Here is a 21,761-nt window from a genome sequence, read left to right as displayed (position 1 = left end):
CCGATGACCGCCGTCACGGATCAGGACCACACGGAGCGGGCGGGGGACGCCGTACCGGGACATTCGGGGGAGGGGGAGGGACCGACCGAGAAGCCGCTGCCGGAGGGCGGGACGGATCCGGAGGGAGAGGACGAGCACGCGCGCGTGGGCTCCGGTGACGGGCGGGACGACGCCGGGCACGCGCGTGGGGAGGCGAGCGGTGATCGGGTGAACGCCGACGTGGAGGCGAGCGCGGAGGCGGGGTGCGCCGGCGCGGAACAGGGCCGCCCGCGTGCCGAGGCCCCACACGCGCGAGCGGAGACGGGTGACGGGCCGGCCGAGTCCGGTGACGGGTGTGCGGAGGAAGGTCACGGGCGTGCTGAAGAGGGGCGCGCACGGGCCGGGGCCGCTCACGCGCGCGCAGCGGCCGGGTCGGTCGCCGAAGGGGTGCCCGGCGCCGAGCCGCCCGGTGATGGCGACTCCGGCGGTTCCTGGGACGACGGGCTCATCGCGCGGCGGGTCACCGCCGAGACCGAGCAGGTCGCCGTCGTGGAGGTCCGCGGCCACAACGCGCCCCCCGCGGCCCCACTGGCGTACGACGGCTCCCTGCGCTCGCGCCTGGAGGCGCTGCGGGAGCTGATCGGGCTCTCGCGGACCCGGCTCGACAGCCGGACGCTCGCCGAGGCCGGCCAGGTCCTGGACGAGGCGGCCGCCCGGCGCAGACTCTCCGGGCAGCACACCGTCGTCGCCGTCGCGGGCGCGACCGGCAGCGGCAAGTCGCAGCTGTTCAACGCGCTCGCCGGAGTGGCCATCTCCGAGACCGGTGTGCGCCGGCCCACCACCGCCGCGCCGATCGCGTGCAGTTGGAGCGACGGCTCGGCCAGCCTCATCGAACGGCTCGGCATCCCGCCCCGGCTGCGGCGGCGCCCGCTGCAGACCGCCGAGTCGGAGGCCCAGTTGCGCGGGCTCGTCCTGGTCGACCTGCCCGACCACGACTCCGCCGCCGTCCAGCACCGCGAGCACGTGGACCGGATCCTGGCTCTCGTCGACGCCGTCATCTGGGTCGTCGACCCCGAGAAGTACGCCGACGCCATGCTGCACGAGCGCTATCTGCGGCCCATGGCGGGCCACGCGGAGGTCATGTTCGTCGTCCTCAACCAGATCGACCGGCTGCCAGGGGAGGCCGCCGAACAGGTTCTCGACGATCTGCGGCGGCTGCTCGACGAGGACGGGATCGCGCTCGGGGAGTACGGCGAACCGGGCGCCACCGTGCTCGCGCTGTCGGCGCTCACCGGGGACGGCGTCGGCGAACTGCGCGAGGCGCTCGGCCAGTTCGTGGCGGAGCGCGGGGCCCCGGCGCGGCGGATCGCGGCCGATGTGGACGCGGCCGCGTGGCGGCTGCGGCCCGTCTACGCGACGGCGCGGCGCACCGGGCTCAGTGAGGAGGCGCGCGACGACTTCGCCGCCCGGCTCGCGGACGCGGTCGGTGCCACGGCGGCGGGCGAGGCGGCCGAACGTGCCTGGCTGCGCAACGCCAACCGTGCGTGCGGGACGCCCTGGCTGCGGCTGTGGCGCTGGTACCAGGACCGGCGGGAACCTCCCACGGGCCGCCTGCAGGTGCGCACCCAGGCGGACGAGGAGGCGACCGCGCGGCAACGCGTCGAGCAGGCCGTACGGACACTCGCCGACCGGGCTTCGAGGGGCCTTCCCGCGCCCTGGGCGCAGGCGGTGCGCGAGGCTGCCGTACGCGGCTCCCAGGGGCTGTCCGAGGCGCTGGACGAGCTGACGGCCCGGGCCTGGCTGCCGCCGGGCAGGCCGCCGCGTCCGGGCTGGTGGCCGGTGGCCGTGCTGGCACAGGCGTCCATGACGCTCCTCCAGATCGTCGGCGGGCTGTGGCTGGGGGGCCAGATCGCCGGGGTCATGGCGCCGAACCTGGGGGTTCCGGTGCTGCTGATGGTGTGCGGCATTATCGGCGGCCCGCTCGTCGAGTGGAGCTGCCGGATCGCGGCCCGGGGGCCCGCACGACGGTACGGCGTGGACGCGGAGCGGCGGCTGCGGGAGGCGGCGGCCGGGTGCGGCAGGGCTCGGGTGCTGGATCCGGTGGCGGCGGAGCTGCTGCGCTACCGGGAGGTCCGGGAGCAGTACGGGAGGGTCGTCGGGGTGGGGTGAGGGGTGTTCGTGTGGGCTGGGTCCCTCGTTCGGGTGGCGGAGTTTTCCACAACCCGTGGGCGGTGCACAGGGCTCAGCGGGCTCGTCCCGGCGGAGGCAGTCTGGCTTCGCGGCGATCGCGGTGACGCGGTCGGCACGCAGACAGCAGCAGCCGTACGGGACGGGCCCGTACGCATGTCAGGGAGGGGTTCCCCGAGATGAACGAGACGATGATCTGCGCGGTGGGCAACGTGGCGACGCAGCCGGTGTACCGGGAGCTGGCGACGGGAGCTTCGGTGCGGTTCCGGCTGGCGGCGACCGCGCGCTATCTGGACCGCGAGAAGAACGAATGGACGGACGGGCACACCAACTTCTTCACGGTGTGGGCCAACCGTCAGCTCGCCACGAACGTGTCCGCATCGCTCAACGTGGGTGATCCGGTGGTCGTCCAGGGCCGGTTGAAGGTGCGTTCGGAAGTGCGCGAGGGGCAGCCTTCCTGGACCTCGGCCGACATCGACGCGGTCGCGATCGGACACGACCTCGCGCGCGGCACCTCGGCCTTCCGGCGCACACAGCGGCCGGAGAACACCGTCACCGGTACGAGTGCGCAGCCGGAGCCGGTCTGGGAGACATCGCCGGGTGAACCGGCGGACCAGCAGGAGCCCGTCGCGGTGGCGTGACGTCGGGGCGGGGCACTCTGTTCTCCGGCTCCGGCTCCGGCTCCGGCTCCGGCTCCGGCGCTGACCGAAGTACGGCTTATCGGCGAATGCGTTCCGGAAACCTCCGGTCGATTTGTCGATAGGCCATGCCGGTGGGGGGCTTCGGCGATAACGATTCCGAGTCGGATCGATCTTCCGACCGCCTCCCGGGAAGAGGGGCGCAGCAGCGTCCCTAGGATGCCGAACACAGCTCTCGGGGCTACTGATTCTGCTGGTGGGACCGCCACCGGACCGCCACCCCGCTCGTCAACGGGTCCTGCTCGAAGGGGAATTCCGTGTTTCCTGCGTTCTCTGCGCTGTCCGTGCGCGGACGGGGGGCGGCTCGCCTCGCCGCCGTCACGTTCGTCTCCGGCCTGCTCGCCGTCGGTGCGACGGTGGCCGCCGCCGGCTCGGCGTCCGCGGAGGGGACGGCACAGAACCAGAGAGGGGCGACCGCCACGATAGGAGCTCTGAAGACCTACGGTGACGCGGTGATACACGGCACCGACGGTGATCTGCAGGTGTCGGCCGGGCTGTTCGAGATGTCGGTGGAGGGCGGCGGCACCCTTCAGACGTACTGCGTCGACCTCTACAACCCGACGCAGAAGGACGCCAAGTACCACGAGACCGACTGGAGAAGCACCTCACTGGGCGTCAACAAGGATGCCGGGAAGATCCGTTGGATCCTTCAGAACTCCTACCCCCAGGTGAACGACCTCGCGGCGCTCGCCGCCGAGGCCGGCATCTCCGTGGGCCTCACCGAGCAGGACGCGGCGGCCGGGACCCAGGTCGCGATCTGGCGTTACTCGGATGCCGCGGACGTGGACGCCGCCGACCCGGAGGCCGAGAGGCTCGCGGACTACCTGGAGAAGAGCGCCCGTGACGTCGCGGAACCGGCGGCGTCGCTGACGCTCGACCCGCCCGCCGTCTCCGGTCACCCCGGTGAGCTGCTCGGCCCGGTGACGGTGCACACCAACGCGGCCGGTGCGACGGTCGTCCCTCCGGCGGACGCGGCCACGAGCGGGGTGCGGATCGTCGGCAAGGACGGCAAGCCGGTGACGTCCGCGAGCAACGGCAGCGAGCTCTACTTCGACGTCCCCGAGGACGCGGCGGCGGGCTCGGCCGACCTCACCGTCCAGGCCTCGACCACCGTGCCGGTGGGCCGCGCGTTCGCCTCCGAGAGCCGCAGCCAGACACAGATCCTCGCCGGCTCCAGCGAGTCCACGGTCTCGGCGACGGCCGGTGCGACCTGGGCGAAGCAGGGTGCCGTACCGGCCCTCTCCGCGGCCCGCAACTGCACCGTGGGCGGCCTGGACATCACGGCGACCAACCAGGGCGACGAGGAGTTCGGGTTCGAGCTGATGGGCACGGAGTACGCCATCGCGGCGGGCGAGTCCCGCACGGTGACGGTCCCGCTCCAGGAGGACCAGGCGTACGACTTCACGATCAAGGGCCCCGACGGTCTCGCGACGCGCTTCACCGGGGTCCTCGACTGCCGCACCCGTGGCGGTGACACGGGCGTCACGACCCAGACCCTCAGCGAGCCCAGCCCGGCGACGGTGGCGGCACCCTCCGCCGACGTCAACCTCGCCGAGACCGGCGGTTCCGCCACGACCCCGCTGATCGCCGGTACGGCCATCGCGCTGGTCGTGATCGGGGGCGCGGCCCTGGTCCTCACGGGCAGGAAGCAGAACGGGACGCAGGACTGACCGCGGCGCGTCGGTGACGGGCAGAATGGCGGCATGACCAAGCCAACCGCACGACCGGCGCGTCACGCCTCCTCGGCGTCCCTGCTGTCCCTGTGGTCGCACGACTCGGTGCTGTCGATCGGCTCGGTGGGTTCGGTGCTGTCCATCGGATCCGTGGGCTCGGCCCTCTCGGTCGGCTCGATCGGCAGCGCCCTGTCCGTGGGGTCCATCGGATCGGCCCTGTCCCTGGTCTCGGCGGGCTCCTGGCTGAGTACGGGGTCGCTGTTCTCGGCCCAGTCGAAGTGGTCGGTGCTGTCGTGGCGTTCGTCGCACGGGCTGATGCGGTCCGCGGGGGCGGCGGGAGCGATAGGGGCGGTGGCGGTGGTCGCGGCCGGCGCCGTGCTGCTGGCCGTGCGTGGGGCCGACGACTAGTCCCGGGTGCCGTTCAGGAGGCCTGCGTAACTGCGGGCCTGCGCGCAGGCGTTGCGGTGCCAGTCGGACTGGGTGCGGTGTTCCTCGGCCAACGGGGGCTCTGCGGTGACGAGTTGGTCGTAGACGGTGGCGATCTCGTCGTGCACGTCAGCGATGGCGAGCCGGTTGGCCCGTACCGCGTCCGCGTGTCCGCGGTGGGCGTCGACCACGCTGGGGTCGCCGCCGAGAGGCGAGTTGACGGGGCCCTGGGCGTGCAGCGCGCTGTATGTCTCGTTGAGCTTCGTGACCCGCGCGTCCAGTTCCGTGCGCCGGGTGTGCAGGGCGGAACCGCGCACGCGCAGGCTGGCCTCGTACGCGTGGGACCCCGGGAAGCGGACCGCGTCCAGACCTGACGTGACCGCGTGCGGCCGGTCGGGACGCAGCCCGGCGTACCGGGTGTCGGCCTCGGTCGCCACGTCGAGCGTCTTCAGATGCGGTGGCAGCGCGCTGCGCCCGATGGCCGCCCAGGCGTGCACATCGCCGTACCACTTCTCGTGGGCGGACTGCCGGGTCACGCCGGCGACCTCCCCGATCTCGGCCCAGGTGGTCCCCCGCTCCCGCTCGGCGACCACGGCCTCCCGCACCACGTCCTCCGTCCGACGCTGCAGCTTCAGAGCGGTACGCAGCAGGTCCCCGGGCGCGGGATGCGGCTCCACCGGCACGGCGTCCAGCACGGCGTCGGCGAGCTGCCGCAGCGTGAGCGCGAGGGCGACCCGTGACTCGTCGCGGGGGGACAGACGGTGCAGCTCGGGGGTGGGTGGGGTGGAAGAGCTGTGGGGCGTTTCCGGGGCGTCGGGCATCTTGTCAGGCTATCCCTGACAGGAGTCCGGCTGGGAGATGTTCGTCCAGGTCAGGACCTGACGCTGAAACCCCAGGTCACAGCTCCCCGGCCAAACGGGTTACCACCCAACGCTGGACCTCAGGCAAGATGGGGTGTATCTGCCCACTGCCAGATCTCAAGTTGCCGGACGGTTTCTCTTGGCTGAGTACATCTACACCATGCGCAAGACGCGTAAGGCGCACGGCGACAAGGTCATCCTTGACGACGTGACGCTGAGCTTCCTGCCCGGCGCGAAGATCGGTGTGGTCGGGCCGAACGGTGCCGGTAAGTCCACCGTTCTGAAGATCATGGCGGGGCTCGAGCAGCCGTCGAACGGTGACGCGTTCCTGTCGCCCGGGTTCAGCGTCGGCATCCTCATGCAGGAGCCCAAGCTCGACGAGTCCAAGACGGTCCTGGAGAACGTCCAGGACGGCGCCGCCGAGATCATGGGCAAGCTCAAGCGCTTCAACGAGGTCGCCGAGCTCATGGCGACGGACTACTCGGACGCGCTCCTTGACGAGATGGGCAAGCTCCAGGAGGACCTGGACCACGCAAACGCCTGGGACCTGGACGCGCAGCTGGAGCAGGCCATGGAGGCGCTGGGCTGCCCGCCCGGCGACTGGCCCGTCACCAACCTCTCCGGTGGCGAGAAGCGCCGCGTCGCGCTCTGCAAGCTGCTCATCGAGGCCCCGGACCTGCTCCTCCTCGACGAGCCCACCAACCACCTCGACGCCGAGTCGGTGAACTGGCTGGAGCAGCACCTCTCGAAGTACGCGGGCGCCGTCGTCGCCGTCACTCACGACCGGTACTTCCTGAACAACGTCGCCGAGTGGATCCTCGAACTCGACCGCGGTCGCGCGATCCCCTACGAGGGCAACTACTCCACGTACCTGGAGAAGAAGGCCACCCGCCTCAAGGTCGAGGGCCGCAAGGACGAGAAGCGCGCCAAGCGCCTCAAGGAAGAGCTGGAGTGGGTCCGCTCCAACGCCAAGGGCCGCCAGACCAAGTCCAAGGCCCGCCTGGCCCGTTACGAGGAAATGGCGGCCGAGGCCGACAAGATGCGGAAGCTGGACTTCGAGGAGATCCAGATCCCGCCGGGCCCGCGTCTGGGCTCCATCGTCGTCGAGGTCAACAACCTCTCGAAGGCGTTCGGCGACAAGGTCCTGGTCGACGACCTCTCGTTCACGCTGCCGCGCAACGGCATCGTCGGCATCATCGGCCCGAACGGCGCGGGCAAGACCACGCTGTTCAAGATGATCCAGGGCCTCGAGCCCGCGGACTCGGGCTCGGTCAAGATCGGCGACACGGTCAAGATCAGCTACGTCGACCAGAGCCGCGCCAACATCGACCCCAAGAAGACCCTGTGGGCCGTGGTGTCGGACGAGCTGGACTACATCAACGTGGGCCAGGTCGAGATGCCGTCCCGCGCCTACGTCTCCGCCTTCGGCTTCAAGGGCCCGGACCAGCAGAAGCCGGCCGGCGTCCTGTCCGGTGGTGAGCGCAACCGCCTGAACCTGGCGCTCACGCTCAAGGAGGGCGGCAACCTGCTGCTCCTCGACGAGCCCACCAACGACCTCGACGTCGAGACCCTGTCCTCGCTCGAGAACGCCCTGCTGGAGTTCCCCGGCGCGGCTGTGGTCATCTCCCACGACCGCTGGTTCCTGGACCGGGTCGCGACCCACATCCTCGCGTACGAGGGTGACTCCAAGTGGTACTGGTTCGAGGGCAACTTCGAGTCCTACGAGAAGAACAAGGTCGAGCGGCTCGGCGCCGACGCCGCGCGTCCGCACCGTGCCACCTACAAGAAGCTGACCCGGGGCTGATCGACCTTGCGTCACCTCTACCGCTGCCCACTGCGCTGGTCCGACATGGACGCCTACGGCCATGTCAACAACGCCGTCTTCATCCGCTACCTGGAGGAAGCCCGCATCGACTTCCTCTTCCGGCCGGACAAGGACTTCCAGCAGGGGTCCGTGGTGGCGCGCCACGAGATCGACTACAAGCGGCAGCTCGTCCACCGGCACCACCCGGTCGACATCGAGCTGTGGGTCTCGCAGATCAGGGCGGCGTCCTTCACCATCACCTACGAGGTGAAGGACGACGACCTGGTCTACGTACAGGCCTCGACGGTGGTCGTGCCGTTCGACTTCGAGGCGCAGCGGCCGCGCCGGATCACCGCCGAGGAACGCGAGTTCCTGGAGGGGTACCGGGACGACACCAAGGACGAGGCCGTCGCCGCATGACGGCGCTCCACCTCGCCGACGAGGGGGAGGCGGCCGACCTCGCGGCCTTCCTCTCCCGGCTGCTCCACTACGACCGCTCGGCCGCGGTACGCCTCCAGGGCGCCGGGACCGCGCTCGCCGTCTTCGGGCGGCCGCCGTCCTTCGAGGTGCTGGCGATCCGGGCGGTGCGGCTGGCGAAGCCGTACGAGAACGGCCTGGACGTCACCCTCGACGTGACCGTGTCCGCCGGTGAGCTCCTGGAGTCCGTCGACGAGGCGGCGGGTACGGCTGTCGTGCCCGACGCGGTGACCGGGCCGCCGTGGGCCGGGGTGCTGCCGCCGCGCGGTGACTGGCGGGCGGTGGCCGGGTTGCCGACCGCGGACGCGCTGCGGGCGCTCGTCCGGGCCGGGGTCGCCGAATTCCGGTCCCGTACCGAGGAGTTGGGGCCCGAGGAGCGTACGCGGGCCGAACTCGACCGGATCGGGCGGGAGATCTGGTCCCGGACCGTGGGGGACACCCGGCTTCCGGTGCGGGCCGTGCACGCGGCCCAGTCGCTGGGGTTTCTGCGGCCCGGCGGGGAGTGGGCGCTGTTCGCGTCCGGGGCGTGGCTGCGGCTGCGTACGCCGTATGGCTCGATCGCCGTACGGCAAGGGGGACTTGGGGCTCTCGGCGTCAGCGTGCGCTGATCGGCCGGTCCCGGGTACCGGCCGGTGTGGTCGTCGGGCCGTACGCCTCAGCGGTCCGGCTCCGGTTCTCAGGTGCTGTCCGCGCATGTCCGGCGGTCCTGCGGGGTGACGGAGAGCTGCGCCGTCGTACTCGGCACGGGACCCCGCAGGTCCGCTCGCGCGGGTTCAGTCGGCGGTGTTCACCATCGAAGCGGCCGCGTACGTCAGGTAGTTCCACAGCTGCGTCTCGTGCTCCTCGGACAGACCGAGTCCGTCGACGGCGTCCCGCATGTGCTTCAGCCAGGCGTCGTGCGCCGCGCGGTCCACGGCGAAGGGGGCGTGACGCATCCGGAGCCGGGGGTGGCCGCGGTTGTCGCTGTACGTCGTCGGACCGCCCCAGTACTGGATCAGGAACAGCACGAGCCGCTCCTCGGCCGGGCCGAGATCCTCCTCCGGGTACATGGGCCGGAGTATGGGGTCCTCCGCGACTCCCTCGTAGAAACGGTGGACGAGGCGGCGGAAGGTCTCCTCCCCGCCGACCTGCTCGTAGAAGGTCTGCGTCTGCAGCGTGCCGCGCCGGATCTCTTTCACATCACCCATGGTCTCAGACGGGGTGGACGAGGACTCAAGGCTTAGGACCTCTCCCGCCAGGGTGCACAGTGGACACATGGGCACGCACGCTCTCGACGGAGACCTCGCCGGACTCGCCGCCTCGGCGCGGGCCGCGCTCGTGCGGGAGATCGACGCGAGCGGGGCCTGGGCGGCCGACCCGGCGTGGCGGGAGGCCTTCGAGGCGGTTCCGCGGCACCTGTTCGTGCCGTACTACTACGTCGGAGTCCCAGGGGGCCACGAGCGGCGGTGGGGCGAGAGCCCCGACCCGCGTGCGCGGGAGCGCTGGCTGCGCGGGGCGTACGCCGACGCCCCGCTGGCCACCCGGCTGCGCGACGGCGAACTCGTCTCCTCCAGCAGCCAGCCCTCACTGATGGCGATGATGCTGGCCGAACTCCGGGTGCGGGACGGTGACCGGGTCCTGGAGATCGGCGCCGGCACCGGCTACAACGCGGCGCTGCTCGCGCACCGGCTCGGTGACGACGCGCTCGTCACCACCGTCGACCTGGAGCCGGAGATCACCGAGGCGGCACGCGGGCACCTGGCCGCCGCCGGGTACCACCCCGTGGTCGTCACCGGCGACGGCGCACGCGGGGTGCCCGAACGCGCCCCCTTCGACCGGATCATCGTCACCTGCGCCCTGCCGTCCGTCCCGACCGCCTGGCTCGCGCAGTGCCGACCCGGCGCGCGGATCCTGACCCCGCTGGCCACCGGCCTGATCACCCTGACGGTGGAGAAATCCGGGGCGGCGGGGGCGACCGGGGCCAGCGCGTACGCCGAGGGGCGCTTTCTGCACACGCCCGCCTACTTCGTGCCGTTGCGCGGCGCAGGCCGCTACGCAGGGGGCGCCGTAGAGCTGGACGGGGTGCCACGCAGGGCCCGGGAGAGCGAACTGTTCCGCTTCCTGCTGGCCCTCAGCCACGGCAGCCTCGCACCACGGGAGGCGTACGCGCTGTGGGAGCGGGAGGGGCAGCCGCCTCGGGAGCGGTACGGCATCACGGTCGCCGGAGAACGCGAGTGGGCGTGGCTGGACGAACCAGAGGGGCCGTATGCGTGGCCCCTCCGGTGACGTCACCGTCCTCTGCTAGCCCCGGCGGATCGTGATCGTCGTCCAGGCACCCACGTGCACCCGGTCGCCGTCCTGGAGCGGCACCGGCACGAAGGGGGTGATCGGCTCCTCGCCGCCGTTCACCGTCGTGCCGTTCGTCGAGTTCTGGTCGACGACCGCCCAGGAACCGTCCGGCTGCTGCACCAGCACCGCGTGCTGGTGCGAGACGCCCGGGTCCTCCGGCGGCACCGACAGGTCGACGTCGGGGGTGTCACCGGTGGAGTGCCGACGGCGGCCGATGGTGACCTGGTTGCCGGTGAGCGTGCGCTGCTGCTCCGGGGAGTACGCGGGCAGGTTCAGGCCCGCGGCCTCGGGGCCGGAGCGCTGCATCATCGCCATGAAGTACTCGCGGTCCGGGCCGATCGTCGCCGTCCAGGTCGTCGACTGCTGGGGGAAGGACGGGCCGGGGGGCGCGGGCGGGGCCTGGGTGGCCCCGGGCTGGGGGTAACCGTAACCACCGGGCCCACCAGGTCCACCGGGGGCGGTGGAGGACGGCGGGGAGATGACCCAGTCGTCGGCGCCGCCGCCGAAGGGCGAGCCGCCCTGCTGTGGCCGGCCGGTCTCCTGCGGGAAGGCCGGCGGGGCGGACGTGCCCTGGGCCTGGAAGCCCTGTGGGGCGCCGCTCGTGGCACCGGGGCCGCCGGGGGGCGGCGGGACCGGACGGGAGGGGTCGGCGCCGAAGTTCGGCGGACCGCCGGGCCCGGAGGGACCACCGGGTCCGGGGCGGGACGGGTCGCCGGGGAAGCCCTGAGGACCGCCGGGACCGCCCTGCCCACCAGGGCCGGGCTGCGTGGGGTTGCCGGGGAAGCCCTGTGGGCCACCGGGCCCACCGGGGCCGGGCTGTGTCGGAGGGCCACCGAAGCCCTGCGGACCGCCGGGGCCACCTGGGCCGGCGGGTCCGGGCGGAGCCTGCGTGGTGCCGGGCTGGGGGTAGCCGTAACCGCCGGGGCCGCCACCAGGACCACCGGGGCCACCAGGACCACCGGGACCGGGCTGCGGGTACCCGTAGCCGCCGGGGCCACCAGGACCGGGGCCGCCGGGGCCACCCGGCCGTGACGGGTCCCCGGGATAACCGGAAGGTCCGGGGCCGCCGGGAGCACCAGGGCCGCCGGGGTAACCGGAGGCGCCGGGTGCACCGGGACGCCCGGGGTCTCCCGGGAAGCCTTGCGGGCCGCCAGGACCACCAGGACCGGAGGGGCCGGGGCCGCCGGGCCGTGACGGGTCGCCGGGATAACCGGAAGGTCCGGGGCCGCCGGGCGCACCGGGGCCGCCGGGGTAACCGGAAGGACGGGAAGCGTCGGGGGCACCAGGGCCACCCGGCCGCGACGGGTCACCGGGGAAGCCCTGCGGACCCCCAGGACCGCCGGGGCCGCCCCCAGGACCGCCAGGACCGCCGAAACCGGAACCGGGGCCGCCGCCAGGGCCCCCCGGGCCCGGGCGGCCCGAGGGCTCCGAGCCGAAGGGGATCGGTTCTGCGGGCCGGTTCACCTGGGACGGGCGTGAGCCCTGGTACTCGTACGAGTCACCGCCGCCGCCGAAGGACGGACCGGGCCCGGGCGGCTGCTGCTGGAAGTGCGAGGGCGGGCCCCCGGAGCCGGCCGGCGGGCGCGGGGCGGCCGGGGTGTACGAGGTCGCCGTGTTCGTCAGGAAGTTCCACCGGCACTCCTCGCAGAAGGGCGCGCCGCCCTCGCGGGGCGTGCGGCACTGCGGGCAGAGCTCCGGCTCGGCGTCGGGCACGGCGGACAGATGCGGACGTCCACCGGGCTGGCCGCCGGGGCCACCGGGACCGCCGGGCGGCGGGAAGCCGTAGCCGCCCCCACCCTGACCGGGCGGCGGCGGAGGGGGCGGAGGCACGGCACCGGCCATGCGGTGACCGCAGACCTCGCACCAGTCGTCGGAACCCGACTGGTGTCCGTTCGGGCAGGTCGGCATGTCGGCGCTTCCCCCTCTCGGATCAGGGAACTTCTACGTCGGTAACTGTGGGAAAACCGTCTACTTCTTTACACGAACTGTCTTTGTCGACCGTGTCTCGAGAGTCATCTCGTCGGCCTCCTCGACCTTCGCCTTCAGTCGCACAGTACCTGTCGTGGCGTCGACCACGTCGACCACCTTCGAAAGCAGTTTCGCAGTATCGGCGTTCCCCGAGTCGTTCGCGAGCTGGACGGCCCGGCCCAGTTTGGCCGTCGCTCCATCCATATCGCCCGCTTTGCGGAGATCCAGGCCCTGTTGGATGGCTTGTGCCAGTTCGGCCTGGCCCGTGTAGTGGGCGACCTGGGGGTTGATCGACGTCGAGGCGACCATGTCGTCGGTCCAGACGGCCCGTACGAGACCCTGCGCGCCCAGGTTCTGGGCGGTGCCGTCGGGCTGCGGGACGATCAGGGAGACCCGGGCCGCGAGCATCTCCTGGCCCAGGTGGGCGGCCGGGACCTCGACGCAGACGTGGTAGTCACGGGACTCGTCTCCCCAGGAGCCGGTGGGGTAGTCCCCGGCGCGCGGACCGGCCTCGGTGCGGCGGTCGGTGAGTTCCTCGACGGTGGGCGCGACCTGCTTGACGAACTTGATGACGGTGCCGACCGGGGTCCACACGCGCAGGGCGACGTCGGCGACCTCCTTGCCCATGGCCGTCTCCATCATCTGCGTGAAGTCGGCGGCGAGACCGGCGGGGTCGGCGACGATGTCGGCGGTGCCGAGCAGGGCGGAGGCGATCCCTGTGACTTCTTTCACTTCCCAGTCGGTGCCCACGCCGCGTGCGTCGCAGGTGAAGCGTCCGGCGCAGGTGTCGAGGGAGGCCTTGAGGTCCTCGGGCGACTCGTGTTCGTTGCGGCCGTCGGTGAGCAGGATGCCGTGGCGTATCGCGACGTCCGCCGAGGACAGCAGGCGGTCCGCGAGGCGCAGCCAGGTACCGATGGCCGTACCGCCGCCCGCGCTGAGCTTGCGCAGGGCCTGTTTGGCCTGGTCGCGCGTGGTGGCGTCGGCGACCGCCAGCCGACCGCCGCCCGGATACACCTCCTTGGCCACGTGCGTGCCCCCGATCACCGCGAAGTGCACGCCGTCGCGCAGGGTGTCGATCGCGGCGGCCGTGGCGTCGCGGGCGTTGCGCATCTTGGTCGACGGGTAGTCCATGGAGCCCGAGCAGTCGACCATCAGCGCCACCGCCGCGGACGGGGCCTGTCCCGCCGACCAGAGGTGGGGTGCGCCTACCGCGGCCCCGATGGTGCCGCCGCCGGTCGCGGTCACCGTGACGATCGCGTTGACCTCGCGGCCGCCCTCCGGCAGGTACTCGTTCTGGTAGACGTCCATCGAGAACTGCGGCACGTTCGACTTCGAGAAATTGGCCATGCGTGCTCAAATCCCCCTCGAGAACCCCACCGCAGTGAGGCGATGACTGATCGCGGACCGGTCCCCTCCGGTCCGCCGAGGCCCCCCGTGTTTACGGCCTCAGGCCGATCCTGCCCCCTGCGGAGGGGTCGGGAACGGAGCGACCGCCACTGTTACGTTGTCGTGGCCCCCGCGGTCCAGGGCGTGACCGACCAGGACCCGGGCGCTGTGCAGGGGACGCGTGGCGGCGTCGGGCGGCACGGCCTGCGCCATCTCCTCGGCCGCCTCCGCGTAGTTCCACAGGCCGTCGCTGCACACCACCACCACACCGGGCCGGTCCGGCTTGAAGGAAGCGGTGTGCGGGTCGAGTTCGTAGGCGTCCGCACCGAGCCAGCCGGTGATCGCGTGGGCGCGCTCGTCGGCGTACGCCTCCGCCTCGTTCATCAGGCCCGCGGCGACCATCTGCGCGGCCCACGAGTCGTCCTCGGTGAGCCGGGCCGGGGGTGAACTGCGGTCCGTGGGCACCCAGTAGACCCGGCTGTCGCCGACCCAGCCCACGACCAGCAGACTCGGGGTGACGACGGAACCGACGATCGTGCACGCGGGCGCGTTCTGGTGCGGCTGGTGCTCGCGGGCCGTGGCGGGCTCGTTCGCCAGGGAGTTGACCGCGCGGGAGGCGGCGACGATCGCCTCGTGCATGGCTTGCTGGGGGTGCGTGCCCTGCGGCAGGGCGGCCACCAGCGTCTCGGACGCGGCCCGGGACGCGGCCAGGGAGGCGTCGTCGGGGCGGGTCGCGGAGGACACGCCGTCGCAGACGACCGCGAAGGTGGCCGGCGAGCCGTCGGGCAGCACGCTGGTGCCGAGGGCGAAGGCGTCCTCGTTGCGGTGGTGGCGCAGACCGCGGTCGCTGACGGCGGCGATCGGGCCGGCCTCCTGCTCCATGTGGTCGCGCTCGCGCGGCTGGGCGTGCCCGCAGTTCTCGCAGTAACCGTCGTCGTCGACCCGGCCCGCCCGGCAGGCCACACAGCTCGTCGGCGACGCGGCGCCCTCGGCCGGGGCGGCCGCTTCGGAGGCCATCCGCGGATCGGGTGCCTGCAGGAGGTACTCGTCGGGCTCCGGCTGCCGGTCGAAGCGCACACCGGAGACGGGGGAGACCGGCGATCCGACGACCGGACCCGACCGGGGCGGGGGCGGTTCGTGCCCGCCGGACTCGGTGCTCCGCAGGTCGGCGGGCAGGTGGAACTCCGCCGGCGGGTGCGGGACCCCCGGCCAGGGACCGCCCGGCGGCGCGCCGTTCATGGCGATGGTCGGACTGTCCGCGGGCCGCGCCGGTACGGCGGACAGGTCGTATCCGCACGCACCGCAGAAACGGTCGCCCGACTCGACGGGTTCCTCGCAGCTCGGGCACCGGGACAGGGCGGTCTGCTGGGGCATCTGCGACATCAACTACACCCACGTCCGGGGGCGGTAACGGTTGGCTCGTTCCACCAGGTCGATCCTCTCCTCGCCGCCCTGCGCGAGCCGGGCCAGCGTCCGGTACGAACGCTCCAGGCCGAAGCGCAGTCCTCGCTCGTCCAGTCCGCTGCCGAGCAACGCCCGTTCCCCGGCGGCGGGGGCGACGGCATCCTGGCCACCGGAGAGTATCCAGTCCAGGGCCGCGCCCAGCACCTCCGCGGACAACTGCTCGCGACGCGCCGGATCAAGGCCGTACGCGTCCAGCGCCTCGACCTGCCCGGCGGCAGCGGTCAGGTCGTCCAGGAAGGGTACGTCCCCCGCGGTGGTGGTGCGCCCACGCAGCCGTGCGCGGACGGCCGCCACGCGGGCGGCGGTGTAGTGGATGGAGGACTCCGGCACAGACTCCAGCGTGTTCACCGCGCTACGGCGGTCCCCGGTCGCGAGTTGCACGCGCGCGAGGCCGAACGCGGCGCTCACATAGCTGGGGTCGGTCGACCAGACCAGGCCGTAGTACTCGGCGGCGTTGTCGAGCTGGCCGAGCACCTCCGCGCACAGGCCGAGAGCGAGCTTGGGGGCGGGTTCGCCGGGGAAGGCGTCGTAGATCGCGTCGAAGGCGAGCGCGGCGGCCTCGTGGTCGCCGGTGACCAGGGCCGCGACGCCCCGGTACCAGACCACCCGCCAGTCGTCGGGCCGTTCGTCCTCCAGGTGCCGCAGCGCCTCGTCCGCGGTGTGCGTGTCGCCGTTCTCCAGCCAGGCCCGCACCTGCCGCAGCCGGGTCTCCGCGGACGCCGCCGGCGCGGCCGCGAGGGCGCCGAGCAGCTCGGCGGGCGCGGTGGTCATGAGCCCGGCGAGGAAACCGGCGTTGGGGTCGGCGGGGTCGACGTGCGGGACGGGCAGCGCCAGCGCGGCGAGCGGCGCGTCGGCCTGCTTGACGAGGCTCCCGGCGGCGGTGAGGGCCTTGATGCCGGTGACGATCTCGGGGCCGGTGGTGGCCTTGCCGCGCGCCGGAGTCACCCGGCCCCCCAGCCGCGAGACCTCCCCGTCCAGCTTCGGGAACAACTCCGTGTCGGTGACCCGGACTTCGGGGCCGAAGAGGGTCGACAGGGACGGCCTGGCCCGTCCTGTCTGCAGGGAGACGACCTCGCGCAGGACGCCCGTCAGCTGTTCCGCCATCTCCTGGGCGGACGCGAAGCGGCGGGCCGGGTCCGGGTCCGTCGCCCGCACCAGCAGGCGGTAGAACGACTCGTACCGGCGGAAGACCTCGATGTTGTCGGGGTCGGGGAGCGAGTCGGCGAAGACGTTGGTGTAGCCCTGGAAGTCGAAGGTCAGCACGGCCAGGGTGCGGGCGACCGTGTAGAGGTCGGAGGCGACCGAGGGGCCCACCTCGGCGACCTCGGGGGACTGGTAGCCCACCGTGCCGTAGATGGCCGACTCCTCGTCGTCCATCCTGCGCACCGCGCCCATGTCGATGAGCTTGAGCTGGTCCTCGGTCTGGATGGCGTTGTCGACCTTGAAGTCGCAGTACAGGAGGTTGCGGCTGTGCAGGTGGCCGAGCGCCTCCAGGGCCTCGATGCCGTAGGCGCAGGCCTGCTCCACCGGTAGCGGGTCCCGCTTGCCGCCGGTCGTGCGGCGGTCGTTGGCGATCTCCTTCAGCGACTTGCCGCCGACGTACTCCATGACGATGTAGCCGTCGAGCGAGCCGGTGCGCTGGTCGAGGTGTTCCACGAAGTTGTAGATCCGCACGATGTTGGAGTGCTCGATCTCCGCGAGGAAGCGCCGCTCGGAGATCGCCGCGGCCATCGCGTCCTGGTCGCCGGTGTCCAGCAGGCCCTTGAGGACCACCCAGCGGTCGGACACCGCGCGGTCCACGGCGAGGTAGACCCAGCCCAGACCGCCGTGCGCCAGACAGCCCGCGACCTCGTACTGGCCGTGCACGATGTCGCCGGACTTCAGCTTCGGCACGAAGGAGTACGGGTGGCCGCACTTCGTGCAGAAGCCCTCCGTGCGCCCCTTGTGGTCCCCGCGCGAGCGCCCGACCGGCGCCCCGCAGTCGGAGCGCGAGCAGAACCGCTTGCGCTCGGGCACCTCCGGGTTCTCCAGGACCATTCCGCGCGGGTCGGGCCGCGGCACCCCGGGCACCTCGACGAGCCCGGCGCCGAGCCTGCCGCGGCCGGTCGAACCGGCGGACGAGCCGGAGCTGCGCACCGACACCGAACGGCCCGTCGACTTGCCGGAGACCGCGCGCGACAGCCGCCCCGACACCGAGCGCCGTGACTTCGACGAGTGCGAGGTCGTACGCGTGGAACCGCGGCCGGTGGCACGTGAACTGCCGCTGCCCTGCGAGCCCTTGCCGCTGGGCACCGAGCCGGACCGGCCTCCCCCGGAACCCCCGCCCGAGACGACCGGCGCGAGTCCGCAGGTGTCGCAGTACAGCTCCCCACCGCCCATGTCCTCGTACGAGCCCTCGCAGCCGGGCCGCTGACAGGACTGCTCCGCCTGACTCATGACGTCACTGCACCCCCTTGGTCACTCACGCTCCGGGCCCTCCACGGTCCTCGGGCCCGCTCTGCTGCGGCACCCGAGGGGCGGCCAGCAGCTCGGCGACCGCGTGCTGGTAGCGCAGCACGGTCTGTTCGGCGACCCGCAGGTCGCAGGGCGCGCTCCACAGCATCCGCCGGGCCGCGTCGTACCGCTCGATCAGGAACGGGTCCTCGGCGAGGCCGTGCCGGGCGACCTTCGCCTTGTACGCGTCGAGCCGGCCGCGCAGCTCCGCGCGGACCGCGAGCGGCTGGGTGACCGCGGTCAACGACTCGCGGGCGCGCAGCAGTTCGTCGTCCGCCTTCTGCTCCAGGGACTCCAGGAGCGGGGACAGGCGGTGCCACTGGGCGTGTCTGCGGTACTCGGCGGCCGTCGCCAGCTGCTCCTGCAGCACGGTCGGCGGCCCGCCGACGACCGGCACCTCCGTGGCGGCGATCTTCGCGAGGACCTCGCCGCGCGCGGTGCGCGCCTCGGCGAGGGTGCGGTCGGCGCGCGAGAGCACGTCCCGCAGCCTGACCAGCCGGGCCTCCGCGTCCTGGCGGACGGTGAGCACCGCGTCGATCTCCCGGCGTACGTCGTCCAGGGCGCGTGCCTCACGGTCGTAGGCCGTGGTGTCGGGCCTGCCGCCGCCGGGTGCCGAACTGCCCTGCGCGCGCTGCCAGAAGGCGAGCGGGTCGGAGATCACCTGCTCGCGCAGCGAGGTGAGCGTGCGGGTGATGCGCTCCAGGTCGTCGCCGGCCGGGTGCTCTCCCGGGCGGACGCCGACCGAGTGCGCGAGCCTGCGGGTGCGCTGGAGTTCGGCGGCCAGCAGGTCTATCCGGGCGGGCAGCGCCGACCACACCGCGTCGGCGGCGACGACCATGTCCAGGCTCGTCGCGTACAGCTCGTTCATCCGCTCGACGAGCGTCACGAGCGAGAACCGCTCGCTGAGCTTGCCCGAACTGCCGTGCAGTGTCGGCGCGTTGGCCGTGGCGGTCGCCGAGCCCGCGACGGTGATCCCCTCGCCTCGCAGCAGCTCCGTCAGCTCCACCAGGTCCTCGCGGCTGGACCAGCGCCGGCGCGAGCGGATCTCGCGGGCGGAGCGCAGAGCGTCCGCGTATGCGTCGAAGTAGGCCCACAGCAAGGTGATCGAGGCGTCGGCGGAGCTCCAGCGCTCCTTGGTGACGCCGGTGAGGGCGGCGCCTTCGAGGAGTCTGCGGCCCGCATGGTCCTGGAGGGCGAGGAGCGAGGTCTCGATCGCCTCGTGCTCCGCGCCGAGCCGCGCCAGCGCACGGTCCACCTCGTCCCGGTCCATCACCGGCCCGGGGGGTCCCGTGACGCCCATCGATCACCTCTCGCTGCTGAAGGGTTGCTGGGTGGTTGCTGTCCTTGCCGGTCCGTCAGCTCTTGCGCAGGTACTGCGGTGGCGGCGGCTCCGACTTCGCCGGGTCCTCGTTCAGTGTGGCGGACAGCCACCTGTCGTACGAGGCCTGCCAGCCGTCGGTGTCCTTGCGGTAGTCCACCAGGATCTGGTTGACCCGGCGGACCAGGTCGTCGGCGTCGCTCTTCATCGCCACGCCGTAGTACTCGGTGGTGAAGGGCGCGCCCTCGAGCTTGACCGTGGGGTCCTGGGCGGCCTGGCTGGCGGCGAGCGCGCCGTCGGTGATCACGGCGTCGACCTCGCCGAGCTGCAGCCTGACCAGGCAGTCGAGCTGGTTGGGGACGGGAGGGTAGATGACGGCGGAGGAGACCGCCGGCGTCTTCGCCCTCTTGTCGTCCACCAGCTTGGTGTTCGCGGTGGAGCCCTCCGCCGTGCAGACCCGCTTCTTCGCCAGTGTCGCGTTGTAGCCCGTGATGCCGGAGGACTTGGGGGCGAGGACCTGCTGGCCGGTCTTGAAGTACGGCGCGGAGAACGCCACGTCGGCCAGCCGGGAGCAGTTGATCGTCATGGTGCGGACGACCATGTCGACCCAGCCCTTCTGTATGGCCGGGATGCGCTGGCTGGTGGGGATCGCCTTGAACTGGACGGCGTTCCGGTCGCCGAGGATGTCCTCGGCGATCCGGTGCACCAGGTCGATGTCGAAGCCCTCCAGGTCGGCGCCGGGGCCGCCGTTGGGGTTGCGGTAGCCCCAGCGGTAGCTGTTCTGGTCGACGCCGACGATCAGCTTGCGCTTGTCGCCGGTGCGGGCCTTGATCTTGTCGATGGTCGGGCCGTCCGCGCTCGACGGGGACAGCGTCTGCCTCTCCGGATTCGCCTTGATCGCCGGATCGTCGCACGGCTTGTCGCCCGCCGCCTGCTCGGCGTGGGCCAGCCCCGGGCCGCCGGTGCCCGTACTGCCGTCGCCCTGCGACCGGCTCAGCGGCAGCAGCAGTGCGAAGGCGAGCACCAGGGCGCAGACGGCCGTCATCGCCCCCACGCCGCCCCAGCCCCTCAGACCGGCCCGTACCCGTGCTCGCGTCGTCATCGTCACTCCCCCTCTCACCGGTACTCCGACAGCCTGCGCCCGATGCCCAGCACCGCGCCCGCCGCGCCCAGGACGGCCAGGACGGCGGCGCCCGCCGACAGTCCGGTCATCGCGCCCAGGCCGTCGTCGGCCGACCGCCGGAACTCGGCCTCCTCGTGGGTCAGGGCCGTGGAGAGGTTGGTGTCGACGCTGTCGAAGCACTCACCCGTCGCGTCCTTGTCGCCGATGATCCGGTCCAACGCCGCTTCGTAGTTGCCGAAGTCGTCCTGCTGGCGCGCCAGGCCGTGGCGCTCCTTCCACACCTTCATGTTGCCCTGGGCCGCGGTCACCGGCTTCTCGCCGCTGCTGTCGTCGGCGAGCTTCGACGCCTGGGCCAGGCCCTTGCCGAGGGCGGCCATGTCCTTGTCGAAGTCGTAGTCGTAGGCGTCGTGGGTGACGTCGTTGCCCTGCTTGTCCTTGACCGTGATCGTCTCGGCGCCGCGGGCCACCAGCGTGAGGTTCTCGTTGCCCCGCGCCTTCAGGGAGGCGATCCGGGCGTCGTGCAGCACGTTGAGCGAGCGCACCCCGTGGTCGTAGGAGTCGTTGAGGCCCGCGCGGGCGACGGTGTGGCCGACGACCAGCCACAGCAGCACCACCGTGGCCGTCGCGGTGGCCGCGACCAGACCGTGGTTGAGGATCCGGTTGGTGCGCCGGTAGTTGCGGTGCTGCGCCCAGGCGAGACCGGCGAGCGCGAGGACGCCGAGGCCGATCGAGGCCCACGGGTAGGGCGTGGCGTCGGCGTAGTCGGCGCGCAGCCGCTGGTTCTCGCTGGTGTAGAGGTTCTGCGCCTTCGGGAGCATCTCCTCCTGCATCTTCTCGTTGGCGTACCGCAGATAGGCGCCGCCGACCGGGAAGCCCTGACGGTTGTACGTACGGGCCTGCTCCACCAGGCCCTTGTACTCCGGCAGCAGGGTGTTGAGCTCGGCCACGGTCTTCGCCGCGGGGGAGTCCGGGTCGGAGTTCGAGGCAGCCTTGACCAGACCGGCCGCGGCCCGGTCGATGTCCTTCTCGTACCGGTCGCGGGAGCCGGTCGTCTCCTGGCCGCCTGCCAGGAAGCCGCTGGAGGCCGTGGTGTTGGCGTCGGCCAGGTACAGGTATATGTCGGCGGCGGCACTGCTGAGCGGCTGGCTCTTGTGGAGCACGTCGTCCGCGGCGGTGGCACGGTCGTTGGTCTGCAGGGCGGTCACCGCGCCGAACAGGACGACGAGCAGGGCGAGCGCCGCGCCGATGATGCGCAGCCGGCCCGGCTCGGTGGTGGCGGCCGCGCGCACCTGGTCGAGGCCCTCGGCGAAGGCCGTACGACGGGCGGGCACCGGGTCCGGCACCTGGGCGGGCGGGGGTGCCTGCGGGGCCGGGTCCGGGGGCCCCGGCTGCGGCGGTACGGACGGCATCGTGGGCACCCCGGAACCCGGTGGCGCCGCACTGCTCTTCGGCGGGTGTGTCACTGTTTGACCTCCCCCATGGTCATCCGTCGCCGCAAGTATCGCTGCCGGGACTGACATCCGCACCGGCCTTGGCTGGATCTTGATCGGATCGCAGCGGACACCCGCGGCGGTTCG

General features: G+C 72.4%; 17 protein-coding genes. 8 read left to right on the top strand and 9 right to left on the bottom strand.

The window, feature by feature from the left end; genetic code table 11:
* Window positions 1-3: 3 nt before the first annotated feature.
* The 4 genes from ACFYRX_RS39360 (at window position 4) to ACFYRX_RS39345 (ending at window position 4,945) form a co-directional block, all read left to right on the top strand.
* Window positions 4-2,148, top strand: a complete 2,145-nt coding sequence (locus tag ACFYRX_RS39360) for a GTP-binding protein (protein WP_389110992.1) — start codon at window positions 4-6, stop codon at window positions 2,146-2,148.
* 197 nt (window positions 2,149-2,345) lie between these two features.
* Window positions 2,346-2,807 (top strand): single-stranded DNA-binding protein, encoded by a 462-nt coding sequence (locus ACFYRX_RS39355; RefSeq protein WP_389110989.1) that lies wholly within the window; start codon window positions 2,346-2,348, stop codon window positions 2,805-2,807.
* Window positions 2,808-3,121: 314 nt separating this feature from the next.
* Window positions 3,122-4,534 (top strand): TQXA domain-containing protein, encoded by a 1,413-nt coding sequence (locus ACFYRX_RS39350; protein ID WP_389110986.1) that lies wholly within the window; start codon window positions 3,122-3,124, stop codon window positions 4,532-4,534.
* Window positions 4,535-4,567: 33 nt separating this feature from the next.
* Complete coding sequence (locus ACFYRX_RS39345; protein WP_389110983.1) at window positions 4,568-4,945, top strand: hypothetical protein; 378 nt, start codon at window positions 4,568-4,570, stop codon at window positions 4,943-4,945.
* On the opposite strand, the gene ACFYRX_RS39340 is transcribed toward ACFYRX_RS39345, so the two are convergent.
* Complete coding sequence (locus tag ACFYRX_RS39340; protein WP_389110980.1) at window positions 4,942-5,784, bottom strand: hypothetical protein; 843 nt, start codon at window positions 5,782-5,784, stop codon at window positions 4,942-4,944. The two genes, ACFYRX_RS39345 and ACFYRX_RS39340, sit on opposite strands and share 4 nt — an antisense overlap.
* A 178-nt stretch (window positions 5,785-5,962) precedes the next feature.
* On the opposite strand from ACFYRX_RS39340, the gene ettA reads away from it, so the two are divergent.
* Genes ettA through ACFYRX_RS39325 form a run of 3 tightly spaced genes read left to right on the top strand, consistent with a single transcriptional unit; the run spans window position 5,963 to window position 8,712 of the window.
* Window positions 5,963-7,627, top strand: a complete 1,665-nt coding sequence (gene ettA / locus ACFYRX_RS39335; RefSeq protein WP_389110978.1) for an energy-dependent translational throttle protein EttA — start codon at window positions 5,963-5,965, stop codon at window positions 7,625-7,627.
* Window positions 7,628-7,633: 6 nt separating this feature from the next.
* Entirely contained in the window at window positions 7,634-8,047 is a 414-nt protein-coding gene (locus tag ACFYRX_RS39330) for an acyl-CoA thioesterase (RefSeq protein ID WP_389110975.1), read from the top strand.
* The gene (locus ACFYRX_RS39325; protein ID WP_389110973.1) at window positions 8,044-8,712 is read left to right on the top strand and encodes a hypothetical protein; all 669 of its coding nucleotides are present in this window, start codon (window positions 8,044-8,046) and stop codon (window positions 8,710-8,712) included. Before ACFYRX_RS39330 ends, ACFYRX_RS39325 begins: the two co-directional genes overlap by 4 nt.
* Before the next feature lie 165 nt (window positions 8,713-8,877).
* Here ACFYRX_RS39325 and ACFYRX_RS39320 read toward each other — a convergent pair whose 3' ends face one another.
* Window positions 8,878-9,291 carry a globin gene (locus ACFYRX_RS39320; protein ID WP_389110970.1) on the bottom strand — a complete coding sequence of 138 codons (414 nt, stop codon included), beginning with the start codon at window positions 9,289-9,291 and terminating at the stop codon, window positions 8,878-8,880.
* Window positions 9,292-9,358: 67 nt separating this feature from the next.
* On the opposite strand from ACFYRX_RS39320, the gene ACFYRX_RS39315 reads away from it, so the two are divergent.
* Window positions 9,359-10,369 carry a methyltransferase domain-containing protein gene (locus tag ACFYRX_RS39315; RefSeq protein WP_389110967.1) on the top strand — a complete coding sequence of 337 codons (1,011 nt, stop codon included), beginning with the start codon at window positions 9,359-9,361 and terminating at the stop codon, window positions 10,367-10,369.
* 15 nt (window positions 10,370-10,384) lie between these two features.
* On the opposite strand, the gene ACFYRX_RS39310 is transcribed toward ACFYRX_RS39315, so the two are convergent.
* The 7 genes from ACFYRX_RS39310 to ACFYRX_RS39280 form a co-directional block, all read right to left on the bottom strand.
* Window positions 10,385-12,340, bottom strand: a complete 1,956-nt coding sequence (locus ACFYRX_RS39310) for an FHA domain-containing protein (RefSeq protein ID WP_389110964.1) — start codon at window positions 12,338-12,340, stop codon at window positions 10,385-10,387.
* Window positions 12,341-12,400: 60 nt separating this feature from the next.
* A complete protein-coding gene (locus ACFYRX_RS39305) occupies window positions 12,401-13,747 on the bottom strand; it encodes a VWA domain-containing protein (protein WP_389110962.1) in 1,347 nt (448 codons plus the stop codon).
* A 99-nt stretch (window positions 13,748-13,846) separates the two neighbouring features.
* Window positions 13,847-15,169, bottom strand: coding sequence for a PP2C family serine/threonine-protein phosphatase (locus ACFYRX_RS39300; RefSeq protein ID WP_389110960.1), 1,323 nt, complete (start codon window positions 15,167-15,169; stop codon window positions 13,847-13,849).
* 3 nt (window positions 15,170-15,172) lie between these two features.
* Window positions 15,173-17,686 (bottom strand): tetratricopeptide repeat protein, encoded by a 2,514-nt coding sequence (locus ACFYRX_RS39295; RefSeq protein ID WP_389110958.1) that lies wholly within the window; start codon window positions 17,684-17,686, stop codon window positions 15,173-15,175.
* A gap of 25 nt (window positions 17,687-17,711) precedes the next feature.
* Complete coding sequence (locus ACFYRX_RS39290) at window positions 17,712-19,043, bottom strand: hypothetical protein (RefSeq protein ID WP_389110955.1); 1,332 nt, start codon at window positions 19,041-19,043, stop codon at window positions 17,712-17,714.
* A gap of 55 nt (window positions 19,044-19,098) precedes the next feature.
* Window positions 19,099-20,163 (bottom strand): glutamate ABC transporter substrate-binding protein, encoded by a 1,065-nt coding sequence (locus ACFYRX_RS39285; RefSeq protein ID WP_389110952.1) that lies wholly within the window; start codon window positions 20,161-20,163, stop codon window positions 19,099-19,101.
* 14 nt (window positions 20,164-20,177) lie between these two features.
* The gene (locus tag ACFYRX_RS39280) at window positions 20,178-21,593 is read right to left on the bottom strand and encodes a hypothetical protein (RefSeq protein WP_389110950.1); all 1,416 of its coding nucleotides are present in this window, start codon (window positions 21,591-21,593) and stop codon (window positions 20,178-20,180) included.
* Window positions 21,594-21,761: the final 168 nt, after the last annotated feature.

This window comes from Streptomyces sp. NPDC005374 (genome assembly GCF_042872225.1).
Taxonomy (GTDB): Bacteria; Actinomycetota; Actinomycetes; order Streptomycetales; family Streptomycetaceae; genus Streptomyces.
Note: the sequence above shows the minus strand (reverse complement) of the source record. Positions and strands in the feature narration are given on the sequence as shown.